A 19,411-nucleotide genomic window follows, 5' to 3' on the forward strand; every position below is an offset into this window, starting at 1 on the left:
TAAAAAATGTCCGTTTCGACATGGTTGGCCGCTGTAAAGCGGCCTTTTTTATTGCCTGCGTTTCGCCACGAGGGTGAATTTGTAATCGTCGGTATTGAACACGTTGCGGCTGTATTCGAAAACCCGGCCATCTTTCAGGAAACCGCGGGAGACTTTTTCCAGGATCGGTTTTGCCGGATCGAGCGCCAGCGCGGCAATCGCCTCTTCTGAGGGCATGACCGGCACCAGCTCCTGTTCACTGCGATCGATGACCAGCTTTTTGATCTGTTCAACGTAGTGGTATTTCGACTTTTCCATCACTTCCCAGGTGAGGTCGGGGAACATCGCCAGCGGCATCCAGGTTTCTTCCAGGTTTACCGGCTTCTGCTTGATGAAGCGTACGCGCTTGACGTGCCAGACCTTATCATCCTCGCCAATTGCCAGCGTAGCCGCGAGTCTTGTATCGGCTTTTACCACTTCAAAAATTTTAACGTCGCTGTGCGTATCAACGTTGCGATCCGCCAGTTTTTCGTAAAAGCCGGTGAGCTGGTAAATGTCGTAATTGACCCGCTCCTCTTTTACATATGAACCACTGCCCTGGATGCTTTCGATGATCTGTTCGTCGGCAAGCAGTTTCAGGGCCTGCCGGACGGTGACGCGGCTGACGCTAAACGCCTCCTGAAGGCTGGATTCCGTTGGTAGCGCGTCACCCGGTTTTAATTCTCCGGCGTTAATTTTTTCGCGGAAGACATCCGCTATCTGCCGGTATCGCGGTTTATTGCCCATTTTATTGCGCCTGATTAATACCTTTTCTGAGAATTATGCATTCAACTAATGATTTGTAAATAATACAACTTAAATACAAATGTTGATGTTAGTGAAAATGATCACATAAATGTATTATCCGCTCTGCCACAATCCTCCGCAGACTATAACCATGCAACTGTGAGGATCTCTATGAACCTGACGACCCTGACCGATCCGCGTGCTGTCTGCGTTCAGGCGCAGTTTACCCGCCGTGATGAGGCAATACGTCAGCTCGCGATGCGGCTGGAGGCGCTGGGCAAAATCACTGACGCCGAGGCTTTTCTGGTGGACGTTTTTCAACGGGAATCGCTTGGCCCAACCGCGCTGGGTGAGGGGCTGGCTGTCCCCCATGGCAAATCGGCCACGGTAAAAGAGGCGGCATTTGCCGTCGCAACGCTGTGCGAGCCGCTGGAATGGGAAGGGGTGGACGGGCCGGAAGAGGTCACGCTCATTTTCCTGCTCGCGATCCCTCCGGCGGAAGCCGGATCAACGCATATTGAGGTGTTAACGGCGCTCACGTCTCGCCTGGCGGATGACGATCTCAGGGCCCGCGTAATGGCGGCGACCACGGCAGAAGGTGTGCTGACCGCGCTGGACGCCGCACCCGGGGAGCAGGCCGACGCCATCCAGGAGAGTGCCACGACTATTGTCTGCGTTACCGCCTGCCCGGCCGGGATTGCCCACACCTATATGGCGGCGGAGTACCTGGAAAAAGCGGGACGCAGGATGGGCGTCAACGTGGTGGTGGAAAAGCAGGGGGCGAACGGCATTGAGGGGCGCCTCACCTCGCAGCAACTGCAGGAGGCCAGAGCATGTATCTTTGCCGCAGAAGTGGCGATCAAAGAGAGTGAACGCTTTGCGGGGATCCCCACCGTTTCCGTACCCGTTGCGGAGCCACTACGTCATGCTGAAGCGTTAATAGAACGCGCGCTGGCGTTAAAGCCTGCCGATGCTGCGCGTCATGCGCCCGTCGATACTGAAACAAAAAAGAGTGTCAAAACCGAGCTCAAGCAGGCGCTCCTGAGCGGCATCTCCTTTGCGGTGCCGTTGATTGTTGCTGGCGGTACGGTACTGGCCGTGTCGGTATTGCTGGCGCAAATTCTGGGGCTGCAGCACTTATTCGATCAGGAAAATTCGTGGCTGTGGATGTACCGCAAGCTTGGCGGCGGCATGCTCGGCATGCTGATGGTTCCCGTTCTGGCGGCGTATACCGCTTACTCACTGGCGGATAAACCGGCGCTGACGCCGGGTTTCGCTGCTGGTCTGGCTGCCAATATGATTGGTTCCGGTTTTCTGGGTGCCATCGCAGGCGGGCTGATTGCGGGCTACCTGATGCGCTGGGTGAAAAATCACATTCGCCTCAGTAGCCGCTTCAACGGCTTCTTAACCTTTTATCTTTATCCGGTTATTGGCGTACTGGGCGCAGGCAGCCTGATGCTGTTTGTGATCGGCGAACCGGTGGCCTGGATAAACAACGCGCTCACCGCCTGGCTTAATGGTCTATCTGGCGCGAATGCGCTGCTCCTGGGCGCGATCCTTGGCTTTATGTGTTCGTTCGATTTGGGCGGGCCGGTCAACAAAGCCTCCTACGCGTTCTGCCTCGGGGCGATGGCCAACGGGGTGTATGGCCCCTATGCAATTTTCGCCTCCGTCAAGATGGTCTCGGCCTTTACCGTGACGGCGTCAACGATGCTGGCGCCGAGATTGTTTAAACCGTTTGAAATTGAAACCGGCAAATCAACGTGGCTGCTTGGCCTCGCGGGCATTACCGAAGGGGCAATACCGATGGCGATTGAAGATCCCCTCCGCGTCATTGGCTCATTTGTGCTGGGCTCCATGGTGACAGGGGCGATTGTTGGCGCGATAGGGATCGGCCTGTCCACGCCGGGCGCAGGCATTTTCTCGCTCTTTTTACTTCATGATGCAGGGCTGAGCGGTGTGGTTGCAGCGGCAGGCTGGTTTGGCGCGGCGCTGGTGGGGACCGCTATCTCCACATTTATTCTGCTGCTCTGGCGACGTCAGGCGGTCAAAACGGGCAAATACATCACTGAAGACGCCATACCGTAAAACGCACAACACAGGAAACGAAGATGAAAGCTGTATCTCGCGTTCATATCACGCCGCATATGCACTGGGACCGTGAGTGGTACTTCACCACCGAAGAGTCGCGTATTCTTCTGGTCAATAATATGGAAGAGATCCTGACCCGTCTGGAGCAGGACGAGGCCTATAAATATTACGTTCTCGACGGACAGACGGCAGTGCTGGAGGATTACTTTGCCGTCAAGCCCGAAAATCGCTCGCGGGTGAAGGTGCTTGTCGAGCGCGGAAAACTGATTATCGGCCCGTGGTATACCCAGACCGATACCACGATCGTCAGCGGCGAGTCGATTGTCCGCAACCTGATGTACGGTATTCGCGACTGTATGGCGTTCGGCGAGCCGATGATGATCGGTTATCTGCCGGATTCGTTTGGTATGTCAGGCCAGCTTCCGCATATTTATAACGGGTTTGGCATTACCCGCACGATGTTCTGGCGCGGCTGTTCTGAACGACACGGTACCGATAAAACCGAATTTCTCTGGCAGAGCCAGGACGGCAGTGAAGTGACGGCACAGGTGCTGCCGCTGGGCTATGCGATTGGTAAGTACTTACCTGAGGATGAGGCCGGGCTACGAAAACGGCTCGACAGTTATTTCGAGGTCCTGGAAAACGCCTCTGTCACCAAAGAGATTTTGCTGCCCAACGGCCACGACCAGATGCCGCTGCAGCAGAACCTTTTTGCGGTGATGGAGAAGCTTCGTGAAATCTATCCGCAACGTCAGTTTGTGATGAGCCGCTTCGAGGAGGTGTTTGACCATATTGAGGCGCGGCGCGATGAACTGGCGACGCTGAAAGGGGAGTTTATCGACGGGAAATACATGCGCGTGCACCGGACAATCGGCTCCACGCGCATGGATATTAAAATCGCCCATGCGCGTATCGAGAATAAAATCGTCAACGTGCTTGAGCCGCTGGCGACGCTTGCCTGGACTCTCGGCTTCGACTATCACCACGGTCTGCTGGAGAAAATGTGGAAAGAGATCCTCAAGAATCACGCCCATGACAGCATCGGCTGCTGCTGCAGCGACAAGGTGCATCGCGAGATTGTCTCCCGCTTTGAGCTGGCGGAGGACATGGCAGACAACCTGGTGCGCTTCTATATGCGCAAGATTGTCGACAACATGCCGCAATCCGACGCCGATAAGCTGGTGATGTTCAACCTGATGCCCTGGCCGCGTGAAGAGGTGATGAACACCACGATTCGGCTGCGCGCCAGCCAGTTTCGTCTGCGTGATGAGAAAGGCAACGAGATCCCGTATTTCATTCGCAGCGCGCGCGAACTCGACCCTGGTCTCATTGACCGGCAGATTGTCCATTACGGCAACTACGAACCGTTTATGGAGTTTGATATCCAGCTCAGCCAGATCCTGCCGTCGATGGGCTACCGTACGCTGTTTATTGAACCGCACGTAGCCGGAAAGGTGCTCTCTCCGGCGCAAAACACCGGTGCCTTACTGGAAAATGCCTTCTGGCAGATTGATATAAACGACGACGGTACGCTGCGTCTGCGCGACAAAGAAACCGGGCTGATTTACGACCGGGTACTGGAGATAGAAGAGAGTTCGGATGATGGCGATGAGTACGACTACTCGCCTTCACGGGAAGAGTGGAGACTCACTTCAGCACAGGGCGAGCATCAGGTTGACGTCATACACGAAGCCTGGCAGAGCAGGGCGGTGATCCGCCACCGTATTGCTGTACCGGCAAACCTCTCTGAACGCGCAGCACGTCAGCGAAAGGGTTCTCTTGAGGTGGCATTTGACATTACGCTCAGCCACAACAGCAGACGTATTGATGTGGCGGTGCGTCTGGATAACCAGGCGGATGACCACCGCGTTCGGGTGCTGATCCTCACACCGTTTACGACTCAGCATGTGCTTGCGGATACGCAGTTTGGCACCATGACTCGCCCCGTGCAGGATGCTGCGATGCAACGCTGGCAGGAAGAGGGCTGGAAAGAAGCGCCCGTTCCTGTCTGGAATTTGCTCAACTATGCCGTGCTGCAGGAAAAGCGAAACGGGCTTGCGCTGTTTACAGAAGGACTACGTGAATTTGAAGTGGTGGGCGATACCAAAAAAGCCTTTGCGCTGACTCTGCTGCGCGGCGTGGGGTTACTCGGAAAAGAAGATTTGCTGTTGCGCCCTGGCAGACCTTCGGGGATCAAGATGCCCGTCCCGGATTCCCAGATGCGTGGTCCGTTAACCTGCCGTTTTAGCCTGTTCAGTTTCAGTGGCACCCCTGAAAGCTCGGGCGTCACGCAGCAGGCTAAGGCGTGGTTAACGCCGGTGCAGTGCTATAACAAGATCCCCTGGGATGCGATGAAATTAAACCGTGCGTCGTTCACCACGCCGGAAAGTTACAGTCTGCTGGCGCTTTCCCCGACGGGATGCGTGCTCAGCGCGCTCAAAAAAGCGGAAGATCGGGATGAACTTATTCTTCGCCTGTTCAACCCTTCGGAGTCCAGCGTCTGCGAGACGACGTTATCCGTTAACCCGGCGTTGAAACGGTGCGGCGAAACGGACCTGAATGAACGGTTACTGGATGATCGTGAAGAGCAGGGGATTACCGGCACGTTCAGACCGGGGCAGTCACGAACCTTTAGCATTCTTCTTGCCTGAAAAACGAAAAAAGGCTGCCAGGTGCAGCCTTTTTTCATTAAATAGTCACGCTACGGTGTTAACTTATAGAGCGTGAAAAGTAAATTAAATGTAATTTCGAAGGGTTGCAGTCAAACTCTGGAAAAATAACCTGGCCCGACTACGCTTTAAGGATTGCCCCGCGTCGAAAAGGTGTTTTTCTTTTGCGTTAATTAAAATCACTTCTGTTTATATTTTTTCCCTTCTTCGATAACCAATCACAGCTTTGCATGCACATATCGTTAACATGGTTTTTACCATTCTTACCGCGTTTAAACATAGTTAACATCGGTCGTTGTTTTTGATTTAAATCAAAGTTTAATCCTTGGAAAAAGGTGCTTAAAAGCGCTAAATTGTCCCCGATCAAAATGGTCGAAAAGTGGTAATTTTGCTATAAATTGATCGCCGTCGAAAAACGTAAATATGATTCAATAAAAACCTGTTTATTGTAAGGGTTTTGCAGCGTATTATATTTGCGGGACCAATTTGAGTTTTTTATTAACGTATTTGTAACCTTTCATCACTGCTTTTTCATTCTGTAGAGAATAGGCAACGAAGAAGGGGAGCAGATAACTTTGTATTGGGGCATGCGTGTGGATCCTTTTCTTGGGGTTCACTCTCGGAGTCTTCATGCGATGAGCAAGGAGTCATAATGTTATACGTAGTCGAACTGTCGCGCTTACAGTTTGCCTTGACCGCGATGTACCACTTCCTGTTTGTGCCGCTGACGCTCGGTATGGCGTTCCTGCTGGCCATCATGGAAACGGTATACGTTCTGTCCGGCAAACAGATTTATAAAGATATGACCAAGTTCTGGGGCAAGTTGTTTGGTATCAACTTCGCACTGGGCGTGGCTACCGGTTTGACCATGGAGTTCCAGTTCGGGACTAACTGGTCATATTATTCCCACTATGTAGGGGATATCTTCGGTGCGCCGCTGGCCATTGAAGGTCTGATGGCCTTCTTCCTCGAATCCACCTTTGTAGGTCTGTTCTTCTTCGGCTGGGACCGTCTGGGCAAAGTCCAGCATATGGCGGTGACCTGGCTGGTGGCATTAGGGTCTAACCTGTCCGCGCTGTGGATCCTGGTGGCAAACGGCTGGATGCAGAACCCGATTGCGTCTGATTTCAACTTCGAAACCATGCGTATGGAGATGGTCAGCTTTGCCGAGCTGGTCCTGAACCCGGTTGCTCAGGTTAAATTCGTCCACACCGTGGCCTCTGGCTATGTGTGCGGCGCGATGTTCATTCTGGGCATCAGCTCCTACTATATGCTGCGTGGTCGTGACTTCGCCTTCGCTAAACGTTCCTTTGCTATCGCTGCAAGCTTCGGTATGGCTGCCATCCTCTCCGTTATCGTGCTGGGTGATGAATCCGGTTATGAAATGGGTGACGTACAGAAAACCAAGCTCGCCGCAATCGAAGCTGAATGGGAAACCCAACCGGCCCCGGCTGCCTTTACCCTGTTCGGTATTCCGGACCAGGACGCCCAGGAAAACCGCTTCGCCATTCAAATTCCTTATGCGCTGGGTATCATCGCCACCCGTTCTGTTGACAAACAGGTGACGGGTCTGAAAGAGCTGATGGAGCAGCACGAAGGCCGTATCCGTAACGGTATGAAAGCCTACGCTCTGCTGGAACAGCTGCGTGCCGGTTCTACCGACCAGGCCGTTCGTGACCAGTTCAACGACGTGAAGAAAGATCTGGGCTACGGTCTGCTGCTGAAACGCTATACCCCGAACGTCTCCGACGCGACGGAAGCGCAGATCCAGATGGCAACCAAAGACTCTATTCCACGCGTAGCGCCACTCTACTTTGCATTCCGTATCATGGTAGGCTGCGGCATCATCATGCTGCTGATCATTGCGGCGTCCTTCTGGTCTGTGATTCGTAACCGCATCGGCGAGAAAAAATGGCTGCTGCGTACGGCGCTGTATGCTATCCCGCTGCCGTGGATCGCAATTGAGTCCGGCTGGTTTGTTGCGGAGTATGGACGTCAGCCATGGGCGATTGGTGAGGTGCTGCCAACGGCGGTGGCCAACTCCTCGCTGACAGCAGGCGATCTGATCTTCTCAATGCTGCTGATCTGTGGTCTCTACACCCTGTTCCTGGTGGCTGAACTGTTCCTGATGTTCAAGTTCGCGCGCCTTGGCCCAAGCAGCCTGAAAACCGGTCGCTATCACTACGAGCAGTCCGGTGTGACTACTCAGCCGGCACGCTAAGACAGGAGTCATCAAATGATCGATTATGAAGTATTGCGTTTTATCTGGTGGCTGTTGATCGGTGTTCTGCTGATCGGTTTTGCTGTCACGGATGGTTTCGACATGGGGGTGGGGATGCTCACCCGTTTCCTCGGTCGTAATGACACCGAGCGTCGAATCATGATCAACTCCATCGCCCCGCACTGGGACGGTAACCAGGTGTGGCTGATCACCGCAGGCGGCGCGCTGTTTGCTGCCTGGCCGATGGTTTACGCGGCTGCGTTCTCCGGTTTCTACGTGGCGATGATTCTGGTTCTGGCGTCTTTATTCTTCCGTCCGGTCGGTTTTGACTACCGTTCCAAGATTGAAGACACCCGCTGGCGTAACATGTGGGACTGGGGCATCTTCATTGGTAGCTTCGTTCCACCGCTGGTGATTGGTGTGGCATTCGGTAACCTGCTGCAGGGTGTACCGTTCCACATGGACGAGTACATGCGTCTTTACTACACCGGTAATTTCTTCCAGCTGCTGAATCCGTTTGGTCTGCTGGCAGGCGTAGTCAGTGTGGCGATGATCATCACCCAGGGCGCAACCTATCTGCAGATGCGTACTGTTGGTGAGCTGCATCTGCGTTCTCGTGCAACGGCTCAGGTTGCTGCCCTGATCACACTGGTCTGCTTCGCGCTGGCAGGTGTTTGGGTGGTCTACGGTATTGATGGTTACGTGGTGACGTCTGCGATTAACCACGTCGCGCCGTCTAACCCGCTGACCAAAGAAGTGGCGCGTGAGGCCGGTGCATGGCTGGTGAACTTCAACGCGATGCCTGTGCTGTGGGCTATTCCGGCGTTGGGTGTGTTGCTGCCGCTGCTGACGGTTCTGACGTCTCGTCTGGAAAAAGGCGCTCTGGCGTTCGTGTTCTCATCACTGACGCTGGCGTGCATCATCCTGACTGCAGGTATCGCTATGTTCCCATTCGTGATGCCATCCAGCACCATGCTGAATGCTAGCCTGACCATGTGGGATGCAACCTCCAGCCATATGACGCTGAACTTAATGACTTATGTTGCTTGCGTGTTCGTTCCGATTGTTCTGGCCTACACCATCTGGTGTTACTGGAAAATGTTCGGTCGTCTCACTAAAGAACATATCGAAAGCAACACCCACTCTATGTACTAAGTAAGGAGCTGAATATGTGGTATTTCGCATGGATTTTAGGGACGCTTCTTGCCTGTGCTTTTGGTGTCATCACTGCCCTGGCGCTTGAGCACGTTGAAGCGACCAAAGCGGGTGAAGAAAAACACTAATGAAGATTATCGCAACGTTATATGCGGTAATGGATAAGCGCCCGTTACGGGCGCTTTCTTTAGTGATGGCATTACTGCTGGCAGGGTGTATCTTCTGGGACCCTTCGCGTTTTGCAGCGAAGACCAGCGAGCTTGAGATCTGGCACGGTTTTCTCATTATGTGGGCGGTGTGCGCAGGTGTGATCCACGGCGTAGGCTTTCGTCCGAAAGCGATTCACTGGCAGGGCATTTTCTGCCCGCTTATTGCCGATATCGTGCTGCTTGCTGGATTGATTTTCTTCTTCTTCTGAATAAGAAATGTCCGTTAACCATATGGGCTTACCCGAGCCCATAAAAATTTACTCTCCGTTTACTTTCTCCCATTCCAAACCATCATTCCCGCGCGTATAGTAGCGAAGTTTAAAGCATAAACTTTTGTTGCATTACCGGGATGTAAAGTGAATACAACGCTGTTTCGATGGCCGGTTCGTGTCTATTACGAAGATACCGATGCCGGTGGTGTGGTTTACCACGCCAGCTACGTTGCTTTTTATGAACGGGCACGCACAGAGATGCTGCGCCATCATCACTTTAGTCAACAGGTACTGTTGGCTGAGCGAGTTGCCTTCGTGGTACGCAAGATGACGCTTGAGTATTTTGCGCCTGCCAGACTCGACGATATGCTCGAAGTCCAAACTGAAATTACATCAATGCGCGGAACCTCGCTGGTTTTCACGCAGCGGATAGTCAATGCAGAGAACACCGTACTGAACTCAGCTGAAGTACTGATTGTCTGTGTTGATCCAACCATAATGAAGCCTCGTGCGCTTCCTAAGTCTATTGTCGCGGAGTTTAAGCAGTGACTGACATGAATATCCTTGATTTGTTCCTGAAGGCAAGCCTTCTGGTTAAACTTATCATGCTGATTTTGATTGGTTTTTCAATCGCATCCTGGGCCATCATCATCCAGAGAACGCGTATTCTCAATGCGGCTGGCCGTGAAGCGGAAGCGTTTGAAGATAAGTTCTGGTCGGGTATCGAACTGTCCCGTCTGTATCAGGAAAGTCAGGGTCGTCGCGATAGTCTCGCTGGCTCCGAACAAATTTTCTACAGCGGATTCAAAGAGTTTGCCCGTCTGCATCGCGCGAACAGCCATGCACCTGAAGCGGTGGTGGAAGGGGCCTCGCGTGCGATGCGTATCTCCATGAACCGCGAGCTGGAAAATCTTGAAACGCACATTCCTTTCCTGGGAACGGTGGGTTCCATTAGCCCGTATATCGGCCTGTTTGGTACGGTGTGGGGGATTATGCACGCCTTTATCGCGCTGGGCGCAGTGAAGCAGGCGACGTTGCAGATGGTTGCACCGGGTATTGCAGAAGCACTGATTGCAACCGCTATCGGTCTGTTTGCGGCAATCCCGGCGGTTATGGCTTACAACCGTCTGAACCAGCGCGTGAATAAACTGGAACTGAACTACGACAACTTCATGGAAGAGTTCACCGCGATTCTGCACCGTCAGGCGTTTACCAGCACCGAGAGCAACAAGGGGTAAACCATGGCCAGATCGCGTGGACGAGGTCGTCGCGAGCTCAAGTCCGAAATCAATATCGTTCCGCTGCTGGACGTACTGCTGGTGTTGCTGCTGATCTTTATGGCGACAGCGCCCATCATTACCCAGAGCGTGGAAGTTGATCTGCCGGATGCGACAGAATCACAGGCGGTAAGCACCAATGACGATCCTCCGGTCATCATTGAGGTTTCCGGCGTAGGGCAATACAGCGTCGTGGTAGAGAAAGATCGTATGGATCAGCTACCGCCGGAGCAGGTGATTGCTGAAGCGCAACGACGCCTGGAGTCAAATCCGAAAACGGTCTTCTTAATCGGTGGTGCGAAAGACGTGCCTTACGATGAAATTATTAAAGCGCTGAACTTGCTACATAGTGCGGGTGTTAAGTCGGTTGGCTTAATGACTCAGCCTATTTGATCATCCGCGTAGTTTTTGGGAACCGATAGTGTCAAAGGCAACCGAACAGAACGACAAGCTTAAGCGAGCGATAATCGTCTCCGCAGTGCTGCATGTGATCCTTTTTGCAGGGCTGATCTGGAGTTCGTTCGACGAGCATATTGATGCATCAGGCGGCGGTGGCGGTTCTTCTATCGACGCCGTCATGGTGGATCCCGGTGCGGTCGTGCAGAACTATAACCGTCAGCAACAGCAGCAGGCGAGTGCAAAACGGGCTGAAGAGCAGCGAGAAAAACAGGCGCAACAGCAAGCGGAGGAACTGCGTGAAAAGCAGGCCGCCGAGCAGGAACGTCTGAAGCAGCTTGAGAAAGAACGTTTGCAGGCGCAGGAAGCCGCGAAAGAGCAGGCAGAACAGCAGAAGCAAGCCGAAGAGGCCGCGAAGAAAGCCCAGGAACAGCAAAAGCAGGCGGAAGAGGCGGCAGCGAAAGCCGCAGCGGATGCCAAAGCACAGGCTGATGCCCAGGCGAAATTAGCGGCAGAAGCGGCGAAGAAAGCCGCTGCCGACGCCCAGAAGAAAGCGGAAGCGGAAGCCGCGAAGAAAGCCGCCGCTGATGCTCAGAAGAAAGCGGAAGCAGAAGCCGCGAAAAAAGCCGCTGCTGATGCTCAGAAGAAAGCGGAAGCCGAAGCTGCGAAAAAAGCGGCTCAGGAAGCCGAGAAGAAAGCGGCTGCCGAGGCTGCGAAGAAAGCCGCTGCTGCCGAGAAAGCTGCCGCAGAAAAAGCCGCCGCTGCTGAAAAAGCGGCTGCGGAGAAGAAAGCTGCCGCCGAGAAAGCGGCTGCCGACAAAAAAGCTGCAGCTGAGAAGGCTGCTGCCGATAAAAAAGCGGCTGCTGAAAAAGCTGCAGCGAAAAAGGCTGCTGCAGAGAAAGCTGCTGCCGCTGCGGGCGTTGACGATCTGCTGGGCGATCTCAGTTCCGGTAAGAATGCGCCGAAAACAGGCGGTGGGGCGAAGGGGAGTGGTCAGCCGTCTAAAGACAGTGGTACTTCGGGTGCCAACGGTGGTGCGACGGGGGCGGATATCAGCGCTTACGCTAAGCAGATTCAGGTGGCTATTCAGAGTCGCCTGTTTGATGCAGGCCTTTATCAGGGTAAACAGTGCGTGCTGCATATCAACCTTGCGCCAGACGGCCGGTTGAAAAATGTGACGTCTGAAGGGGGCGATCCTGCGCTTTGTCAGGCAGCATTGGCCGCAGCAAGATCGGCGAACATTCCTAAACCGCCTAGTGAGGCTGTTTATGAAAAGATAAAAGATGCCAAACTGGACTTTAAGCTGTAATCGACTCTCCTTACGGAAGTATGGAAAACAGTCTATTGTCGTAACCAGGGTTTAGTAGTTTTGTCTATTTGGGTTTGTTAACATTCTGCTAAATTATCGTGGGTAAGGTTACCCAGATAAGGGAGATATGATGAAGCAGGCATTACGTGTAGCATTTAGTTTCTTAATGCTGTGGGCAGCTGTACTGCACGCAGAAGTACGTATCGAGATCACCCAGGGGGTGGACTCGGCACGCCCAATCGGTGTAGTTCCATTCCAGTGGGCTGGCCCTGGTGCGGCGCCTGAAGATGCCGGCGGCATCGTGGCTGCTGACCTGCGTAACAGCGGTAAATTCAACCCGTTAGATCGTTCTCGTCTGCCTCAGCAGCCGGGTAGCGCGCAGGAAGTTCAGCCTGCCGCGTGGTCTGCACTGGGCATTGATGCCGTGGTTGTGGGTCAGGTTACCCCTAACCCGGACGGCTCTTACAACGTGGCCTGGCAGCTGGTGGATACCGGCGGTGCACCGGGTACCGTTCTGGCTCAGAACTCTTACAAGGTCACTAAACAGTACCTGCGCTATGCGGCTCACGCTGCCAGCGATGCGGTATTCGAAAAACTGACCGGTATTAAAGGTGCGTTCCGTACCCGTATCGCCTATGTGGTACAGACCAACGGCGGCCAGTTCCCGTATGAGCTGCGCGTCTCTGACTACGACGGTTACAACCAGTTCCTGGTGAAACGCTCTTCTCAGCCACTGATGTCTCCAGCCTGGTCTCCGGACGGATCTAAACTGGCTTACGTGACCTTCGAAAGCGGTCGTTCTGCGCTGGTTATCCAGACGCTGGCTAACGGTGCTGTTCGTCAGGTGGCGTCGTTCCCACGTCACAACGGTGCGCCTTCGTTCTCGCCGGACGGCTCTAAGCTGGCCTTTGCGCTGTCCAAAACCGGTAGCCTGAACCTGTACGTGATGGACATTGGTTCTGGTCAGATCCGTCAGGTGACGGATGGTCGCAGCAACAACACGGAACCATCCTGGTTCCCGGACAGCCAGAACCTGGCGTTTACCTCTGACCAGGCAGGCCGTCCGCAAATCTATAAAGTGAACATCAACGGCGGGGCTCCGCAGCGTATCACCTGGGAAGGCTCTCAGAACCAGAACGCAGATGTGAGCAGCGACGGTAAATTTATGGTAATGGTCAGCTCCAACGGTGGGCAGCAGCACATTGCCAAACAAGATCTGGTAGCGGGTGGCGTCCAAGTTCTGTCGTCAACGTTCCTGGATGAAACGCCAAGTCTGGCACCTAACGGCACTATGGTAATCTACAGCTCTTCTCAGGGGATGGGATCTGTGCTGAATCTGGTTTCTACAGATGGGCGTTTCAAAGCGCGTATTCCGGCAACTGATGGACAGGTAAAATCCCCTGCCTGGTCGCCGTATCTGTAAATAATAATTAATTGATTACTAAAGGAATCATAGAAATGCAACTGAACAAAGTGCTGAAGGGGCTGATGATCGCTCTGCCTGTAATGGCAATCGCAGCGTGTTCTTCTAACAAGAACGCCAGCAATGACCAGAGCGGCGAAGGCATGATGGGTGCCGGCACCGGTATGGACGCGAACGGCAATGGCAACATGTCCTCTGAAGAGCAAGCGCGTCTTCAGATGCAGCAGCTGCAGCAGAACAACATCGTTTACTTCGATCTGGATAAATACGACATCCGTTCTGACTTCGCTGCGATGCTGGATGCTCACGCTAACTTCCTGCGTAGCAACCCGTCTTACAAAGTCACCGTAGAAGGTCACGCGGACGAACGTGGTACTCCAGAGTACAACATCTCCCTGGGTGAACGTCGTGCTAACGCTGTTAAAATGTACCTGCAGGGTAAAGGCGTTTCTGCTGACCAGATCTCCATCGTTTCTTACGGTAAAGAAAAACCTGCAGTACTGGGTCATGACGAAGCGGCGTACGCCAAAAACCGTCGTGCCGTACTGGTTTACTAAGAGAATTGCATGAGCAGTAACTTCAGACATCATCTGTTGAGTCTGTCGTTACTGGTTGGAATAGCGGCCCCCTGGGCCGCTTTTGCTCAGGCACCAATCAGTAGTGTCGGCTCAGGCTCGGTGGAAGACCGGGTCACTCAACTCGAGCGTATCTCTAACGCTCACAGTCAGCTTTTAACCCAACTCCAGCAACAACTTTCCGATAACCAAACTGATATCGACTCCCTCCGTGGTCAGATTCAGGAGAGCCAGTATCAGCTTAACCAGGTTGTGGAACGTCAAAAGCAGATCTTGCTGCAGATTGATAGCCTGAGCAGCGGGGGGGCAGCAGCGCAACCAGCAGCGGGCGATCAAAGCGGAGCGGCCACAGACGCGCCAGCGCCTTCAGCCGATGCCTCTGCTGCGACAGGGGCGCCTGTGCAGAGCGGTGACGCGAACACGGATTACAACGCGGCCATTGCACTGGTACAGGATAAATCGCGCCAGGATGATGCTATCGTTGCGTTTCAGAACTTCGTTAAGAAGTACCCGGATTCCACTTACCAGCCAAACGCAAATTACTGGCTGGGTCAGTTGAATTACAACAAGGGTAAAAAAGACGATGCGGCGTTTTATTTCGCTTCTGTGGTGAAAAATTACCCGAAATCGCCAAAAGCGCCTGATGCAATGTTTAAGGTCGGCGTGATCATGCAGGACAAAGGTGATACTGCGAAAGCCAAAGCGGTTTATCAGCAGGTGGTTGCAAAATTCCCGGGCACGGAAGGGGCCAAACAGGCGCAAAAACGTCTGAGTTCGATGGGATGATTATCGCATGACCAGAAATCGCGTTATTTCTGGTCGTGCAGCATGATTACTAAGCAGTTAAGTGATCTTCATCGAAATTTTTGTTGCGCAGAATTCTTAAATCAGTAATATATGCCGCCGTTGCCACGGGATATCAAACAACGTGAAAGCAGCGTAAAAGTGGGTCGTTAGCTCAGTTGGTAGAGCAGTTGACTTTTAATCAATTGGTCGCAGGTTCGAATCCTGCACGACCCACCACTTAAAGCAGTTCCGGCAGTACAGAGTGGGTGATTAGCTCAGTTGGTAGAGCATCTCCTTTACACGGAGGGGGTCGGCGGTTCGAGCCCGTCATCACCCACCACTCGGGTCGTTAGCTCAGTTGGTAGAGCAGTTGACTTTTAATCAATTGGTCGCAGGTTCGAATCCTGCACGACCCACCACTTCAAACGTGGAACCGAGTAAAATCTTCGAAGTCAGCACCCGAATGGGTCGTTAGCTCAGTTGGTAGAGCAGTTGACTTTTAATCAATTGGTCGCAGGTTCGAATCCTGCACGACCCACCACTTCGAAGAAAAATCCCGCAAGGGGTCGTTAGCTCAGTTGGTAGAGCAGTTGACTTTTAATCAATTGGTCGCAGGTTCGAATCCTGCACGACCCACCAATGTTAAAAAGCGCCCTAAAGGCGCTTTTTTGCTATCTGCAATACAACAAATGCTCCGCACATCTATTCCCGGTGACTTTTCACTCCAGATTCGCTATCTTGTTTAGTATACAAAACACAATTGCCCTGCGTTTTGCTATGTCAGGCAAAAGAAAGGCAATATTGTTAAGCCAGTAAAACGAGAAGCCATAATGAGCGTGATGTTTGATCCTGAAGCCGCAATCTATCCCTTCCCGCCGAAGCCTGTTCCGCTGAGCATGGATGAAAAGCAGTTCTACCGTGAGAAAATCAAGCGTCTTCTCAAAGAGCGAGATGCCGTGATGGTGGCACATTACTACACCGATCCGGAAATCCAGCAGCTGGCGGAAGAGACCGGAGGCTGTATTTCTGACTCTCTGGAGATGGCGCGCTTTGGTGCAAAACATCCTGCTTCCACGCTCCTGGTTGCGGGGGTGCGTTTTATGGGGGAAACGGCAAAAATCCTTAGCCCTGAAAAAACCATCCTGATGCCAACGCTGAACGCGGAGTGTTCACTGGATCTCGGCTGTCCGATTGACGAATTCTCGGCCTTCTGCGATGCCCATCCTGACCGGACCGTGGTGGTGTACGCCAATACGTCCGCTGCAGTGAAAGCGCGCGCAGACTGGGTTGTTACGTCGAGCATCGCCGTTGAACTGATTGAGCACCTGGACAGCCTGGGTGAGAAGATTATCTGGGCACCCGACCGCCATCTGGGAAGCTACGTCCAGAAGCAGACCGGGGCAGACGTGCTCTGCTGGCAGGGCGCCTGCATCGTTCATGACGAGTTCAAGACGCAGGCACTGTCCCGTATGAAGGCGCTTTACCCTGACGCCGCTATTCTTGTTCATCCTGAATCACCGCAGTCGATTGTCGACATGGCCGATGCCGTGGGTTCAACCAGCCAGCTTATTAATGCTGCCAGAACGTTGCCGCATAAGCAGCTTATCGTGGCGACCGATCGCGGTATCTTCTACAAGATGCAGCAGGCCGTGCCGGAGAAAGAGCTCCTCGAAGCGCCAACCGCAGGCGAGGGGGCCACGTGCCGCAGCTGTGCGCACTGTCCGTGGATGGCGATGAACGGCCTGAAAGCGATTGCCGAAGGGTTAGAAACCGGCGGTGCGGCGCATGAAATCCATGTGGATGCCGCTCTGCGTGAAGGCGCGTTAGTTCCACTTAACCGCATGCTGGATTTTGCGGCTACACTAAGTACTTAATTCACTACGTCCCGGGGAAAAGATGGATTTTTTTAGCACACAAAACATTCTGGTTCATATACCGATTGGTGCAGGTGGCTATGACCTGTCATGGATTGAGGCCGTTGGCACGCTGGCGGGATTACTCTGTATCTGGCTCGCAAGCCTGGAGAAGATCAGCAATTACGCGTTCGGGCTCATTAACGTTACGCTGTTTGCGATTATCTTCTTCCAGATCCAGCTCTACGCAAGCTTGCTTTTGCAGCTGTTCTTTTTTGCGGCCAATATCTACGGGTGGTACGCGTGGTCGCGGCAGAACAGCCAGCAGGAGGCCGAGCTGCAGATCCGCTGGTTACCCTTGCCGAAAGCCATCGCCTGGTTTGTCGCGTGTGTGGTCGCCATTGGTTTAATGACGGTCTACATCAACCCGGTATTTGCTTTCCTGACCCGCATTGCTGTGGCGGCCATGTCCGGCATCGGGTTACAGGTGACAATGCCTGTGCTTCAGCCGGATGCTTTCCCGTTCTGGGATTCCTGCATGATGGTGTTGTCCATTGCGGCGATGATCCTGATGACCCGTAAATACGTTGAGAACTGGCTGCTGTGGGTCATCATCAATGTCATCAGCGTGGTGATTTTCGCCCTGCAGGGCGTCTATGCGATGTCTCTGGAATATCTGCTGTTGACCTTCATTGCCCTGAACGGAAGCCGGATGTGGATTAACAGCGCGCGTGAGCGAGGCTCTCACGCGCTCTCCAGTTAATGGTGATGATGATGTGAATGGTCGGACTGCGCCTCATTCAGGTGGCAATCCGGCCCGTTACAGGGCTGGTACTCCATCTGGATGGTCGCGTGACCAATTTCATAGTGATGTTCAAGAAAGTGCTGGATGCGTTCGAGCAGCGCATCGTGGTCGTGCGGCGGGATCACCTGGACGTGCAACGTCATAACCGGTTTCTCGCCCACCAGCCAGACGTGCACGTGGTGGACGTTACGTACTTCAGGAACTGAACGATGCAGATTACGCTTTAACTCGGCGATATCCACCGAGGCGGGCGCCCCCTCCAGCAACTCATTGACGCTCTCCTTCAATAGCCGCCAGGCGCTGCGTAACACCAGACACGAGACCAGTACAGAAAGAATAGGGTCGACAGGCGTCCAGCCGGTGTAGAGGATCACCAGTGCGGCAACAATGGCTCCCACCGAGCCCAGTAAATCTCCCATCACATGCAGAGCCGCGGCGCGTACGTTAAGGTTCTTTTCACCACTGCCGCGATGCAAAATCCAGAAGGCCAGAAGATTGGCAAGCAGCCCCGCCACGGCGATCGCCATCATTGTCATCCCGGCGACCGGCTGAGGGTGTCTGAAGCGCTGAATGGCCTCCCAGACGATAAGAAGGGTAATGACCACCAGCGCAATCGCATTAACAAACGCGGCAAGCGTCGTCAGCCTCAGCCAGCCGAATGTATGGCGTGCATTAGGAGGACGACGTGCAAACTGTACGGCCAGGAGGGCAAAAAGCAGCGCTGCTGCATCGGTAAGCATATGTCCGGCGTCAGCCAGCAGCGCCAGGGAGCCGGAGATCAAACCGCCGATCACCTCAATAATCATGAAGGTGGCGGTAACGCCGAAGGCCAGCAGCAAGCGTTTAGCGTTGTCGTCGCCGGAGGCGTGGGAATGTGTGTGAGCCATGTTATCTTTCCTGATTCGTTATTGTTATTAGTGTAGCGTTTTTAATAAGTTACTCAAAAAGAAAGGAGAGCCTGAGCTCTCCTTTCGCAGTTAAATCCCTAACCGGTTACTGGGTTGTACCATCCGTTTTGGTATTGGCATCATCGCCCACTTTGTCATTCGCGTCCGGGCAACGGCCGTCTTTACACATCGTGTTTTTGTGAACCTCATCCTTGCTCATATTGTCATGATTCATGGTGCCTGAGTCGGTACCATCAGGGTGCAGCATCGTGCCGCCGGTATTCGTGTTCCCGTTATTAATTTGGCTGTTATCGACATTGTTCGGGGCGACATTCTGTTTGGCATCAGGGGCCACCTGGCCTGCTGACGCAGCCGCGTTAGCATCGCCGTTACCCGATGAGCTCGTTTCAGCCGCAAGAACGCTGCCGCTTGCCAGGGTGAGGGTTGCCGTCAGGAAGAGAGTTGCCAGTTTCGTCATTTTCATCATGGTGCTCCTGTTCTTGTCGTTACGCTGGATAACATTCTCCAACAGTGCATCTTTTTCAGAGGCGAAAGATCCCGCCAGACGGACTTACGTCAGTAGGGAATCGCGTTTAATAAAGCAAAAATGGTTGTTACAGTTAAAAAGCTTAGGTTAGATCTCGTTTTTCGCTATTTTGTGGCGATTTTTAGGCGAATTCCAGGAATTATCTGCGTGAAGTGTAAAACCGTGTTTACACTTCCTGGTCGACAAGATAGATTGAAAGGATTGCTTTCATTACTAAAGATATGGCAGAGC

At 53.3% G+C, this 19,411-nt stretch carries 18 protein-coding genes and 5 tRNA genes; 20 read left to right on the forward strand and 3 right to left on the reverse strand.

What is annotated here, in order from left to right; all coding sequences use genetic code 11:
• Positions 1-48: 48 nt before the first annotated feature.
• Positions 49-765, reverse strand: a complete 717-nt coding sequence (locus ACMWKA_RS00805; RefSeq protein ID WP_013097539.1) for a GntR family transcriptional regulator — start codon at positions 763-765, stop codon at positions 49-51.
• Between the two features lie 171 nt (positions 766-936).
• Between ACMWKA_RS00805 and mngA the strand changes: the two genes are divergently transcribed.
• The 20 genes from mngA (at position 937) to pnuC (ending at position 17,704) form a co-directional block, all read left to right on the forward strand.
• Positions 937-2,853, forward strand: a complete 1,917-nt coding sequence (gene mngA, locus ACMWKA_RS00810; protein ID WP_414759909.1) for a PTS 2-O-a-mannosyl-D-glycerate transporter subunit IIABC — start codon at positions 937-939, stop codon at positions 2,851-2,853.
• A 23-nt stretch (positions 2,854-2,876) separates the two neighbouring features.
• The gene (mngB, locus tag ACMWKA_RS00815; protein ID WP_414759910.1) at positions 2,877-5,507 is read left to right on the forward strand and encodes a mannosylglycerate hydrolase; all 2,631 of its coding nucleotides are present in this window, start codon (positions 2,877-2,879) and stop codon (positions 5,505-5,507) included.
• Between the two features lie 670 nt (positions 5,508-6,177).
• Entirely contained in the window at positions 6,178-7,746 is a 1,569-nt protein-coding gene (cydA, locus tag ACMWKA_RS00820) for a cytochrome ubiquinol oxidase subunit I (RefSeq protein ID WP_414759911.1), read from the forward strand.
• A gap of 15 nt (positions 7,747-7,761) precedes the next feature.
• The gene (gene cydB, locus ACMWKA_RS00825; RefSeq protein WP_414759912.1) at positions 7,762-8,901 is read left to right on the forward strand and encodes a cytochrome d ubiquinol oxidase subunit II; all 1,140 of its coding nucleotides are present in this window, start codon (positions 7,762-7,764) and stop codon (positions 8,899-8,901) included.
• 14 nt (positions 8,902-8,915) lie between these two features.
• On the forward strand, positions 8,916-9,029 hold the full coding sequence (gene cydX, locus ACMWKA_RS00830) for a cytochrome bd-I oxidase subunit CydX (protein WP_003858598.1): 114 nt from the start codon (positions 8,916-8,918) through the stop codon (positions 9,027-9,029).
• Positions 9,029-9,319, forward strand: a complete 291-nt coding sequence (ybgE, locus tag ACMWKA_RS00835) for a cyd operon protein YbgE (protein ID WP_013097534.1) — start codon at positions 9,029-9,031, stop codon at positions 9,317-9,319. Before cydX ends, ybgE begins: the two co-directional genes overlap by 1 nt.
• Positions 9,320-9,466: 147 nt before the next feature.
• Positions 9,467-9,871, forward strand: a complete 405-nt coding sequence (gene ybgC / locus ACMWKA_RS00840; RefSeq protein WP_003858593.1) for a tol-pal system-associated acyl-CoA thioesterase — start codon at positions 9,467-9,469, stop codon at positions 9,869-9,871.
• The gene (gene tolQ, locus ACMWKA_RS00845; RefSeq protein WP_013097532.1) at positions 9,868-10,560 is read left to right on the forward strand and encodes a Tol-Pal system protein TolQ; all 693 of its coding nucleotides are present in this window, start codon (positions 9,868-9,870) and stop codon (positions 10,558-10,560) included. Before ybgC ends, tolQ begins: the two co-directional genes overlap by 4 nt.
• A gap of 3 nt (positions 10,561-10,563) precedes the next feature.
• Positions 10,564-10,992 carry a colicin uptake protein TolR gene (gene tolR, locus ACMWKA_RS00850; RefSeq protein WP_003858589.1) on the forward strand — a complete coding sequence of 143 codons (429 nt, stop codon included), beginning with the start codon at positions 10,564-10,566 and terminating at the stop codon, positions 10,990-10,992.
• Positions 10,993-11,020: 28 nt separating this feature from the next.
• Positions 11,021-12,304 carry a cell envelope integrity protein TolA gene (gene tolA, locus ACMWKA_RS00855; RefSeq protein ID WP_062730151.1) on the forward strand — a complete coding sequence of 428 codons (1,284 nt, stop codon included), beginning with the start codon at positions 11,021-11,023 and terminating at the stop codon, positions 12,302-12,304.
• Between the two features lie 130 nt (positions 12,305-12,434).
• Positions 12,435-13,727, forward strand: a complete 1,293-nt coding sequence (gene tolB / locus ACMWKA_RS00860; RefSeq protein ID WP_013097529.1) for a Tol-Pal system beta propeller repeat protein TolB — start codon at positions 12,435-12,437, stop codon at positions 13,725-13,727.
• A gap of 35 nt (positions 13,728-13,762) precedes the next feature.
• Positions 13,763-14,284: a peptidoglycan-associated lipoprotein Pal gene (gene pal, locus ACMWKA_RS00865; RefSeq protein ID WP_006177214.1), complete on the forward strand. Its 522-nt coding sequence runs from the start codon at positions 13,763-13,765 to the stop codon at positions 14,282-14,284.
• 9 nt (positions 14,285-14,293) lie between these two features.
• Positions 14,294-15,088, forward strand: a complete 795-nt coding sequence (gene cpoB / locus ACMWKA_RS00870; protein ID WP_013097528.1) for a cell division protein CpoB — start codon at positions 14,294-14,296, stop codon at positions 15,086-15,088.
• Positions 15,089-15,249: 161 nt separating this feature from the next.
• A tRNA-Lys gene (locus tag ACMWKA_RS00875) sits at positions 15,250-15,325 on the forward strand.
• A 27-nt stretch (positions 15,326-15,352) separates the two neighbouring features.
• Positions 15,353-15,428 (forward strand) — tRNA-Val (locus ACMWKA_RS00880).
• 3 nt (positions 15,429-15,431) lie between these two features.
• A tRNA-Lys gene (locus ACMWKA_RS00885) sits at positions 15,432-15,507 on the forward strand.
• A 46-nt stretch (positions 15,508-15,553) separates the two neighbouring features.
• Positions 15,554-15,629, forward strand: a tRNA-Lys gene (locus ACMWKA_RS00890).
• Positions 15,630-15,651: 22 nt separating this feature from the next.
• A tRNA-Lys gene (locus ACMWKA_RS00895) sits at positions 15,652-15,727 on the forward strand.
• 191 nt (positions 15,728-15,918) lie between these two features.
• On the forward strand, positions 15,919-16,962 hold the full coding sequence (nadA, locus tag ACMWKA_RS00900) for a quinolinate synthase NadA (protein ID WP_414759913.1): 1,044 nt from the start codon (positions 15,919-15,921) through the stop codon (positions 16,960-16,962).
• A gap of 22 nt (positions 16,963-16,984) precedes the next feature.
• The gene (gene pnuC / locus ACMWKA_RS00905; RefSeq protein WP_020685075.1) at positions 16,985-17,704 is read left to right on the forward strand and encodes a nicotinamide riboside transporter PnuC; all 720 of its coding nucleotides are present in this window, start codon (positions 16,985-16,987) and stop codon (positions 17,702-17,704) included.
• On the opposite strand, the gene zitB is transcribed toward pnuC, so the two are convergent.
• A complete protein-coding gene (gene zitB, locus ACMWKA_RS00910) occupies positions 17,701-18,633 on the reverse strand; it encodes a CDF family zinc transporter ZitB (RefSeq protein ID WP_013097525.1) in 933 nt (310 codons plus the stop codon). The genes pnuC and zitB overlap by 4 nt on opposite strands.
• A 106-nt stretch (positions 18,634-18,739) precedes the next feature.
• The gene (locus tag ACMWKA_RS00915) at positions 18,740-19,117 is read right to left on the reverse strand and encodes a YbgS-like family protein (protein WP_020685076.1); all 378 of its coding nucleotides are present in this window, start codon (positions 19,115-19,117) and stop codon (positions 18,740-18,742) included.
• Between the last annotated feature and the right edge of the window lie 294 nt (positions 19,118-19,411).

Origin of the sequence: Enterobacter sp. 03-F-07-AD-ECC (genome assembly GCF_047530935.1) — a bacterium.
Taxonomy (GTDB): domain Bacteria; phylum Pseudomonadota; class Gammaproteobacteria; order Enterobacterales; family Enterobacteriaceae; genus Enterobacter; species Enterobacter cloacae.

Coding starts and splice junctions, on each gene's coding strand:
- ybgE (WP_013097534.1), top strand. CDS start 9,029: ATGAAGATTATCGCAACGTTATATGCGGTAATGGATAAGCGCCCGTTA.
- cpoB (WP_013097528.1), top strand. CDS start 14,294: ATGAGCAGTAACTTCAGACATCATCTGTTGAGTCTGTCGTTACTGGTT.
- cydB (WP_414759912.1), top strand. CDS start 7,762: ATGATCGATTATGAAGTATTGCGTTTTATCTGGTGGCTGTTGATCGGT.
- cydX (WP_003858598.1), top strand. CDS start 8,916: ATGTGGTATTTCGCATGGATTTTAGGGACGCTTCTTGCCTGTGCTTTT.
- cydA (WP_414759911.1), top strand. CDS start 6,178: ATGTTATACGTAGTCGAACTGTCGCGCTTACAGTTTGCCTTGACCGCG.
- zitB (WP_013097525.1), bottom strand. CDS start 18,633: ATGGCTCACACACATTCCCACGCCTCCGGCGACGACAACGCTAAACGC.
- mngA (WP_414759909.1), top strand. CDS start 937: ATGAACCTGACGACCCTGACCGATCCGCGTGCTGTCTGCGTTCAGGCG.
- nadA (WP_414759913.1), top strand. CDS start 15,919: ATGAGCGTGATGTTTGATCCTGAAGCCGCAATCTATCCCTTCCCGCCG.
- pal (WP_006177214.1), top strand. CDS start 13,763: ATGCAACTGAACAAAGTGCTGAAGGGGCTGATGATCGCTCTGCCTGTA.
- tolB (WP_013097529.1), top strand. CDS start 12,435: ATGAAGCAGGCATTACGTGTAGCATTTAGTTTCTTAATGCTGTGGGCA.
- ACMWKA_RS00915 (WP_020685076.1), bottom strand. CDS start 19,117: ATGAAAATGACGAAACTGGCAACTCTCTTCCTGACGGCAACCCTCACC.
- pnuC (WP_020685075.1), top strand. CDS start 16,985: ATGGATTTTTTTAGCACACAAAACATTCTGGTTCATATACCGATTGGT.
- tolR (WP_003858589.1), top strand. CDS start 10,564: ATGGCCAGATCGCGTGGACGAGGTCGTCGCGAGCTCAAGTCCGAAATC.
- mngB (WP_414759910.1), top strand. CDS start 2,877: ATGAAAGCTGTATCTCGCGTTCATATCACGCCGCATATGCACTGGGAC.
- ACMWKA_RS00805 (WP_013097539.1), bottom strand. CDS start 765: ATGGGCAATAAACCGCGATACCGGCAGATAGCGGATGTCTTCCGCGAA.